At 55.6% G+C, this 8,547-nt stretch carries 10 protein-coding genes; 4 read left to right on the top strand and 6 right to left on the bottom strand.

The features are described 5' to 3' along the window. Positions 1-114: 114 nt before the first annotated feature. The 3 genes from QJQ48_RS17640 to QJQ48_RS17630 form a co-directional block, all read right to left on the bottom strand. Complete coding sequence (locus QJQ48_RS17640) at positions 115-1,506, bottom strand: NAD-dependent succinate-semialdehyde dehydrogenase (RefSeq protein WP_346292564.1); 1,392 nt, start codon at positions 1,504-1,506, stop codon at positions 115-117. A 478-nt stretch (positions 1,507-1,984) separates the two neighbouring features. Then, complete coding sequence (gene folB / locus QJQ48_RS17635) at positions 1,985-2,362, bottom strand: dihydroneopterin aldolase (RefSeq protein ID WP_346292563.1); 378 nt, start codon at positions 2,360-2,362, stop codon at positions 1,985-1,987. A 195-nt stretch (positions 2,363-2,557) separates the two neighbouring features. Beyond that, positions 2,558-4,027 carry a CoA-acylating methylmalonate-semialdehyde dehydrogenase gene (locus QJQ48_RS17630; RefSeq protein ID WP_346292562.1) on the bottom strand — a complete coding sequence of 490 codons (1,470 nt, stop codon included), beginning with the start codon at positions 4,025-4,027 and terminating at the stop codon, positions 2,558-2,560. A gap of 149 nt (positions 4,028-4,176) precedes the next feature. On the opposite strand from QJQ48_RS17630, the gene QJQ48_RS17625 reads away from it, so the two are divergent. After that, positions 4,177-4,950, top strand: coding sequence for an ABC transporter permease (locus QJQ48_RS17625; protein ID WP_346292561.1), 774 nt, complete (start codon positions 4,177-4,179; stop codon positions 4,948-4,950). On the opposite strand, the gene QJQ48_RS17620 is transcribed toward QJQ48_RS17625, so the two are convergent. Together QJQ48_RS17620 and QJQ48_RS17615 are read right to left on the bottom strand one after the other, a co-directional pair. Beyond that, positions 4,951-5,721: a glucose 1-dehydrogenase gene (locus tag QJQ48_RS17620; protein WP_346292560.1), complete on the bottom strand. Its 771-nt coding sequence runs from the start codon at positions 5,719-5,721 to the stop codon at positions 4,951-4,953. 67 nt (positions 5,722-5,788) lie between these two features. Next, on the bottom strand, positions 5,789-6,115 hold the full coding sequence (locus tag QJQ48_RS17615; RefSeq protein ID WP_346292559.1) for a hypothetical protein: 327 nt from the start codon (positions 6,113-6,115) through the stop codon (positions 5,789-5,791). Positions 6,116-6,201: 86 nt separating this feature from the next. Here QJQ48_RS17615 and QJQ48_RS17610 point away from each other — a divergent pair, with 86 nt between their 5' ends. Continuing rightward, complete coding sequence (locus QJQ48_RS17610) at positions 6,202-6,786, top strand: GIY-YIG nuclease family protein (protein WP_346292558.1); 585 nt, start codon at positions 6,202-6,204, stop codon at positions 6,784-6,786. Positions 6,787-6,799: 13 nt separating this feature from the next. On the opposite strand, the gene QJQ48_RS17605 is transcribed toward QJQ48_RS17610, so the two are convergent. Then, positions 6,800-7,336: a hypothetical protein gene (locus tag QJQ48_RS17605; protein WP_346292557.1), complete on the bottom strand. Its 537-nt coding sequence runs from the start codon at positions 7,334-7,336 to the stop codon at positions 6,800-6,802. Positions 7,337-7,636: 300 nt separating this feature from the next. On the opposite strand from QJQ48_RS17605, the gene QJQ48_RS17600 reads away from it, so the two are divergent. Together QJQ48_RS17600 and QJQ48_RS17595 are read left to right on the top strand one after the other, a co-directional pair. Beyond that, positions 7,637-7,924: a hypothetical protein gene (locus QJQ48_RS17600; RefSeq protein ID WP_346292556.1), complete on the top strand. Its 288-nt coding sequence runs from the start codon at positions 7,637-7,639 to the stop codon at positions 7,922-7,924. Between the two features lie 81 nt (positions 7,925-8,005). Further along, positions 8,006-8,392, top strand: a complete 387-nt coding sequence (locus tag QJQ48_RS17595) for a transposase (protein WP_346292555.1) — start codon at positions 8,006-8,008, stop codon at positions 8,390-8,392. Positions 8,393-8,547: the final 155 nt, after the last annotated feature.

The following is an 8,547-nucleotide window of genomic DNA, read 5'->3' as shown; positions in this document are numbered from 1 at the left end:
AATTGGCTAGACCCGCCTGTACAGAAGGAAATTTGGGTGACATGAGGCGGGGAAGCAGGAAATTAATCGGCCTAATGCCCCTACGGAGGAGAATTCATTCCAGAACAAGCGAGATTATTTCACCCAAACCGTTTTGATATTGACAAACTCGTGGATGCCTTGACGTCCTAGCTCCCGGCCATAGCCCGATCGCTTGATGCCACCAAACGGCAGACGTGGATCAGACTTGACTAAGCCATTGATAAATACCGCGCCCGCTTCCAGGTCGTTAATCAGACGATCGCGCTCTTTTTCATCACTCGTCCAGGCGCTCGCACCTAGCCCCAGCGGCGTCGAATTCGCCAAGGCGATCGCTGCCTCTATGTCATCTACCTGAAAGATCAGCGCCACCGGGCCAAAGAATTCTTCTTGATCAGCCGGAGTCCCCGCCGGAATCTGGCTGAGCACAGTTGCCGGATAAAAGTTGCCTTTTCTCAGTGCTGCTGGTAGCTGGTTTTGCAGGGCTGAAACATTGCCGCCGACTAGCGCCTGCGCCCCCGCCTGAAGACAAGCCTGCACCTGCTGATCAATGTCATGCAAAATGGCCGGAGTTGCTAGCGGCCCCAGATCGGTATCGGCCTCCAGCGGATCGCCTACTTTAAGCGCCCGAAAATTTTCCACCAGCTTGCTTTCAAACTCAGCCGCGATCGCCCGGTGTAGAATAAACCGCTTGGCCGCAATGCAGGACTGACCGTTATTGAGCATCCGGGCGGTCACTGCCGTTGTCACTGCTGCGTCAATATCGGCGCTGGGCAGCACAATAAACGGATCGCTGCCCCCCAGTTCTAGCACCGTCTTTTTAATCTGATTTCCAGCCGCCGCCGCTAGGCTAGCCCCAGCCGCCTCACTCCCCGTCAGCGTCGCCGCCCTGACCCGCTCATCTTTGACCACCGCTTCAACCTGATCGGCTCCAATCAGCAGGGTTTGAAATACGCCTTCTGGGAATCCGGCCTGTTTGAAAACAGTTTCGATCGCCAGGGCGCACTGAGGCACGTTTGAGGCGTGTTTCAGCAGACCCACGTTGCCTGCCATCAGGGCCGGAGCCGCAAAGCGGAACACCTGCCAGAAGGGGAAGTTCCAGGGCATCACCGCCAGAATAATCCCCAGCGGTAAATAGCGTACATAGCTTTGACTAGCATCGGTTTTAGCCGGCTCATCGGCTAAGAAAGCCGCCGCATTTTCAGCATAGTAGCGGCAGACCCAGGCGCATTTTTTCACCTCTGCGATCGCTGACTGCAGCGGTTTGCCCATCTCTAGCGTCATGAGCTGACCAAAGTTGTCCTGGTTTTGCTCTAGCACCGTAGCCGCAGCCTGGAGCCACTGCGATCGCTGCTCTAATGAAGTGTGCCGATAGTCTGCAAACGTCTGCTGAGCAAAGGCTATCTTTGAGTCGATTTCGGCTGCTGTCAGCGCGTCAAAAACCTGTAATTTTTCACCAGTGGTTGGGTTAATACTGGCAATACCCATATCTGACCTCCTTCCTTCGACTGCTTTGAGGTCCTGTGCTAAATCTCACTGCGGTGGCCAAGCCGATTCACTTTAGTTCAGCGACAGCCGACAGTAAGTGACGTAGCGCTTTTGACAAGCTGCCCCAAAGCAAGGGGTTTTAGTTGCTATCTCTAATGTGGCAGCAGAAACCAGCCGCAGACGGCAAAACGTATAGATTGTTTAATTAATAAAGATTCTGCAAGAATTAGTCCGGCAATACTGGATGATCTTGGCCTACTGAAGCCGCTATTGAATCGAAATGTAAACATTTTGGGCCGTTTTGCCGGGTTATTAGGTCTAGACTTTAAGAACTTATTAAAAGTGACTCATCATTGCATTTCTGCCGATAGAGTGATTTACAAGATACCTCCTAACTGCGTCTCCAGCCCTGCCCACTCCCTCTACTGATGTTTGAAGTGGCAGGGCTGCTCTTTCTTTAGCGACTTGTTAGAGGCAATTAATTAGAAAAATCACCGGGCGATCGCGTAATCTCTACCGTAATCTGACCGCTGAAGTTGGGAATGGGCGGCGTCAGCTTCGTCAGCCTCACCCGTACCTGAGTCAGCCGTTCATCCTGGGCCAAGACTCGCCGCGCGATCTCAGCCGCCAGCTTTTCAATGAGGGCATATTTCTGCGTTTGGATAATTGTCTGCGTCTGCTGGACGGCCTCTACATAGTTATGGGTGTCTGCCAGGCGATCGCTGTCTCCAGCCTTAGCCAGGTCGAGCCACAGCGTCAACCCCACTTCAAACCACTGTCCCAGTACCTGCTCTTCTGGCAGCGCTCCGCTGTATCCATAGGCCCGAATGCCATCAATTTGAATCGTGTCTTTCACGCTTGCCTGCTTGTTGTCTTTCAATGCTTGCTAGCTTTCTCGTATACGTGGGCGATGCCCACGCTACCTACTCACTAGCTTTCTCGTGTACGCGGGCGGTGCCCACGCTACCAGGTCTTTCATCCGTAGGCGGTGCCTGCTAGCTTTCTCGTATACGTGGGCGATGCCCACGCTACCTGCCGCCCAGCCGTCTGCCTAAAACTGCCGCGACCACTCTTTCGGCCAGCGCTCTACTACCACCTTTGTCTGCGTGAAGAATTCTACCGCGTGATCGCTTTGGCCATGTAGATCGCCGAAGAAGCTATCTTTCCAGCCGCTGAAGGGGAAAAAGGCCATTGGGGCCGCCACGCCAATATTGATGCCGATATTGCCGGCTTCTGCCTCGTAGCGGAACTTACGGGCCGCTGCGCCGCTGCTGGTAAACAGACAGGCCATGTTGCCCCATTGGCTGCGATTCACCAGGGCAATCGCTTCATCAATGGTCTCTACCGCCATCAGTCCCAGGACGGGGCCAAAGATTTCTGTGTTGGCAATTTCGCTGTCGGGTTGTAGATTTTCCAGCAGCGTGGGGCTGACAAAGTAACCTTGTTCGCCGCCGCTGATTTGGGGCTTGCGTCCGTCTATCAGAGCTTTAGCCCCCGCGTCGATGCCCTGCTGAATCAGTCCTTCTACTCGCTGACGGCTTTGCTCACTGATTACTGGCCCCATCTGCACCTCTGGTTCTAAGCCATTGCCGACGACTCGGTTGGCCGCAGTTTCAGCGATCGCTTCGGTAAAGGGCTGGCTCGCTTTCCCCACCGTAATGGCTAGAGAAGCAGCTAAGCAGCGCTGTCCGGCGCAGCCAAAGGCACTATCGGCAGCGATCCGCGTGGTCATCTCCATATCGGCATCGGGCAGCACAATCAGCGGATTTTTGGCCCCACCCTGACACTGCACCCGTTTGCCGTTGGCGGCAGCGCGGCTGTAAATATAGCGGGCGACGGGGGTAGAGCCGACAAAGCTAATGGCGCGAATTTGGGGATGCTCCAAGATGGCATCGACGGTGGCTTTGCTGCCGTTGACCAGGTTGATGACTCCCGCTGGCAAGTCGAGCTGATCGATTAGGTCAAAAATTTTCTGCATCGTCAGCGGCACTTTTTCGGAGGGCTTGACCAGGTAGGTATTGCCACAGGCGATCGCGTAGGGCATGAACCAGAAGGGAATCATGGCCGGGAAGTTGAAAGGGGCGATCGCGGCGGCGACGCCCAAGGGCTGGCGAAACATAAACTCGTCAATCCCCCTCGCAATGTCTTCTAGGTTGCGGCCTTGCATCAGGGTGGGAATGCCGCAGGCGGTTTCTACGTTTTCAATGGCGCGGCGCAGTTCGCCCTGGGATTCCTTCAGGGTTTTGCCGCACTCTAGGGTAATTGTCCGGGCGATGTCGTCTAGGCTGGCTTCGAGTAGCTGCTTGAGCTTGAATAAAAACTGTACCCGCTCGGTGGGCGGTACCCGTCGCCACTGGCTGAAAGCAGCGGCGGCAGCAGCCACGGCCTGCTCCACTTCGGCAGCGGGAGAGAGCGGCACCTGGGCTAAGGTTTCTGCCGTTGCGGGATTGGTGACAAGCAGATGCTCTGAGGCGCTAGAGGCAATCCACTGGCCGTTGATATAGTTTTTCAGGGAAGTCATGCGAAGCTCAATATAGAAGCGATGCCCTATAGCCTACAAAACTTTTGGGGTTGCCGAGAAAACTGACGGCAAGGGTTTAGCAGGAGGGCGATCGCTTAATTTACTGGGCAAGTGCGCGTTCTTAACTCTGGGTTGGGATGAAATTGCAGATGAAATACTGGACGGAAACCTGGGCGATCGCTCAGCGCATTTTAACCGAGCTGGGGCGACGGCGACGCAGCCTAATTTTCTGGGCCATTTTCCCGGTGCTGATTCTGGTGCTCAATGGCCTGATCTTGGCAGAGCGGGCGCAGCTTTCGACGGCTGAGGCGTTTGAAAATGCGGCTCCGCCTAGCCTGGTGGGGGCGGCCCTGTTTTTTAGCTGTTTGGGGGGCAGCGTGGCGACGGTGGTGGCCGAGCGAGAGCACCGGACGCTGAAGCGGCTGTTTCTCTCGCCCCTCAGCGGCTTTTCCTACTTCCTCGGCATTTTTGTCGCTCACAGCGCTATCGGGCTGGGGCAGACGGTCTTGGTCTACGCGATCGCCTTTGCCGTGGGTGCTCAGTTTGAAGGAGCGGTGCTGCTGGGGCTGGTGATCATTCTGCTTAGCATCGCTGCCTATGTAGGCGTGGGCTTTATCTTGGGTACGCAGTTTGCTCGCCGCACTGAGGATGTCAATGCCCTAGTGGCCGCCTTTGGGGTGCCGCTGCTGATCTTAGGCGGTACGTTTCTGCCTGCTTCCCTATTTCCAGAGGTGCTGCTGCAGATTGCCCAGTTCAACCCGGTTTACCACATGAACGAAGCTTTGACAGGCGTAGCGGCAGCCGGGGAGGATATAGGGGCGATCGCGCCGCACCTCAGCTTTTTAGCCATTTTCGCTGGCGTCATGGTGATTTTGGGCTGGCTTTCCTATCAGCGGATGGTGCAGACTGAGCGGCGGCTATAGCTACTCGGCATAAATCATTTTGCGGGTCATGCCGCCATCGACGACAAAGTTTTGGCCGGTGATAAATCCGGTTTCTTCTGAGAGCAGATAGGTCACTAGCCCCGCTACGTCGCTGGGTTTGCCCACGCGCCCCGCCGGATGCTGGCTGTGATCTTGGCGGCTGAGATGAGGCTGCGATCGCTGGCTTTCTTTCTGCCAGTCACTGACGGCAATCCAGCCGGGGCTGACGCAGTTGACCCGAATCTGGGGGCCGAGGCTGATGGCGAGAGCATGGGTGAGGGCGACGATGCCGCCTTTAGAAGCGACGTAGGCTTCAGTGTGAGGTTCAGACTGGAGGGCGCGGGTAGAGGCGATATTGGCGATCGCGCCTCTGGTTTTGCGCAGCGAGGGAACAGCGTGTTTAGTGACTAAGAAATAGCCAGTCAGATTGGTGCTTAGCTTGTGGTTCCAGTCGTCTAGGGAGAGTTTTTCAATCGGGTCATTGTAGGGATTGGCGATGCCCGCGTTATTCACCAGGCCGTGTAGGGCGCTGAACTTTTCGAGGGTGGTGTCGAGGCAGTTTTGCACCGAGGCTTCACTGGTCACGTCAGTTTGGCAGAAAATGACGGACTCAGAAAACAGCTCAAATTCTGCCAAACAGTCTGCCCCGGCTTCGGCGTCTAAGTCGGCGATCGCCACGTTCCAGCCAGCGGTTAGCAGATGCAGCGCGATGCCTTTGCCGATGCCCTGGGCACCGCCGGTAATAATTGCGGTTTTTGAGGCTGACGCCATCCTGTTTTTTCCCTAGTGCAGCCCTTTGATTGTGCCGCCTGAGCTTTGGGGGCAAATCTTGCTGACGTTAGAGATCTGCTGGCAGTGAGGCATACCAGTCAGCGTAGGGCGTATTTTTTGCCAGTTTTTGAGTGTAGTCAGGGGCACCGTCATCCCACCACACCGGGCCACGCTCTCCCAGAGCTTCCTTAGCCGCTTGCACCTGCGATCGCGCCTGTTTTAGAGCTGCCTCGTCATCAGCTTGCTGGGCCGCTTTCACCTGCCGCCGCGCCTGCATCAATTTTTTCACCCACTCTTGGCGAGTTTCTGCCGTCAGGCTGGGGTCAGTGCAGCGCCAGAGCCGCCCTTTGACGACGAAGTAGCGACCATCTGGCGTCACGGGATAGTTTGCCATGTTTCGTCAACTTGAGATTGCCGATATCCTACCCGTAGAGTCTGCTAGAGTTGAAGGCGCTATCGGTAGAGTTTGATGAGGTTAGCGTGACGTCAGAGCAACCTTCCCTATTGTCTTATGCCGCCGAGCAGTCGGCGCGGTTGTCTACCTACGCCAATCGCCATCCCAGCGCCACGATGAACGCCAGCGAACTGCAGGACTGGAAGCAGCGAATCTTCCGGTTTCAGCAGCAGGTAGAGCAGGTTCCAGTCGTTCAGGGGAATTTGTTTGAGTCAGGGGCGATCGCCAGCAGTCCCACCCCACTCGATCCGTTTACCTTACGGCCTCAAAATACCGAGTTTTGGCGCTGGCAGTTTGATGACTTGGGCGTAGCGGCGCTGTATTTTGTGGTAGATGCGGCGTTGCCGATCCTGCTCTACGTGGGCGAGACGGTGAAATCTAACCAGCGCTGGAAGGGCGTCCATGACTGCAAGCGCTACATTCTCAACTATGTTTCCTTGCACAACCAGCTTAAGCTTTCCACTGCGGTTAATATCGGCTTCTGGTGTGAAGCGCCCTGCGATCGCAAAGCCCGCCAGCAGCTAGAGCGAGAGCTAATCTACAAGTGGCGATCGCCCTTTAATAAGGAAAACTGGCAGCGCTGGGCCACGCCGTTTGTGGGTGAAAAGTAGAAGGTCGAGCGGTTTAGAACTCGCAGCCCGCAGGCTGTCGTCCCTGCTGGGCTAGCTCGGCAGCAAATTCTGGGGGTAACTCAACTGCTATAAAACCTGCGTCAACGCTGCCCTGCATGGCCTGACTGCCGTAGCCCGTAGGGTACATGTGGGCGCGCACAATCACGGTTTGATCCGGCTGGACGGCCACGGCCCCGCCCGCTCGGCGAAACGGCTGCTCCTCTACATGGCTATGGGCCAGGGGACGGCGAAAAATCAGTTCTCCTGCTTCGCTGACGACTTCCCACCAGTTGGCATACTGATCGCAGCCGGTATCTGGGCTTTGCACCGTCACGGCAAAGGTATAAGCGCCCGGTTCGCCAGCGGTGGCTTCAACCGCGATCACCTCGGCAAAGGTAGAGTCTGCTGGGGTCGCGGTAGAGTCTGCTGCTGGGGGCGAACTTGGCTCCGAGGAGAGGGGCTGGGTTTGGCAACTGGCTAGGCTGAGGGCGATCGCGCCAACCACGATCAAGCGCCATAAGCTCCTGGGATCAATCTGCTGATGAAGCATAAAGTTGAGGGATGGAACTGAGAACCGCTTGGTGTAACAAACTTAACTTGCGCTGGGGCGTTAGATGGGGTAGATTTTGGAGCTATAGCTGTCTGCGTGCAGCTTGACTATCACCCAAAAATTTGGTCATGCGGTGTCGAAAGTTGTTCGCAGCAATCTTCCGACACCTGACCCCTTCGACAGGAACAAGCTGTCTCGGAGGCTAGAGTAATTATTACTCAGGCCGTCCCGAACTGCTATGTCTGGGACGGCCAAGTTTTTGGGATTTCCTACCCCACTTCTTGAAGGAGGAGTCCCAAAATGCTGTTTTATATCCACCCGCATCTCCCGGATTTGACCAATCTGGGAGACACAGAACCTGTGCGCCTGCACATCCCCCGCGCCCAGCCGGAACGGGAGCGCCTGCGCCATCTGATTATGGGGTCGCAGGAAGGCGTGCGATCGGCGATCAATGCTCTGCATAAGCTGAGCTACGCCGACCAGGGCTTGTGGAGCGACCTAATCGCGATTCCGCCCGCTGGCATTCTGCTGACGCCGGAGCAGGGCGAGGTGCTGAGCTACCTGATGCGCTATCGCTCGTTGCGTTAGCCTTCGAGGGACCGGTCCTTCAAAAGGACCGGTCCCTAGAGGGAATACTAGTCTTAGGGGTTTCTCCGCAACGAAGGATTTATGCCAAAAGCTAAGCGAATTCTAGTGCCAGGGTGCTACTACCATCTCTACAATCGGGGTTACAGGCGGCAAAGAATTTTCTTCGAGCGGGCAAACTATTTCTACTTCCTCAAGCAGTTTCGCCGCTATCTGACAGAGCAGACAGCCGATGCGATCGCCTACTGCTTGATGCCTAACCACTATCACTTTCTGATTCATCTGCGCGATGATTCCCTGCCGAAAGCAATGCACGGATTCACATTGTCTTACACCAATGCTGTCAATCGTCGCTATGGTCGGCAGGGGCCGCTGTTTCAAGGCAGATTTCAAACGCTTCACGTCAATAGCGATCGCTACCTGTTGCATTTGACTCGCTACATTAGACCTTATCGGAAATTGAACCGATAGGATGATTAGTGTCAGAAGCATCGACCCGAGACATTCAATGAAAGTGACCTATGCCGAGTTACGGACAAAACCTCGAATCCTATGCAGTTTAACTGGCTTGAGGATGTCAGAGTTTGAGGCGTTGTTACCCAGCTTTGGGACGGCTTGGCAGAGCT

This window comes from Sphaerothrix gracilis Ecp01, from assembly GCF_030405905.1.
Lineage (GTDB): Bacteria > Cyanobacteriota > Cyanobacteriia > Phormidesmidales > Phormidesmidaceae > Sphaerothrix > Sphaerothrix gracilis.
Note: the sequence above shows the minus strand (reverse complement) of the source record. Positions and strands in the feature narration are given on the sequence as shown.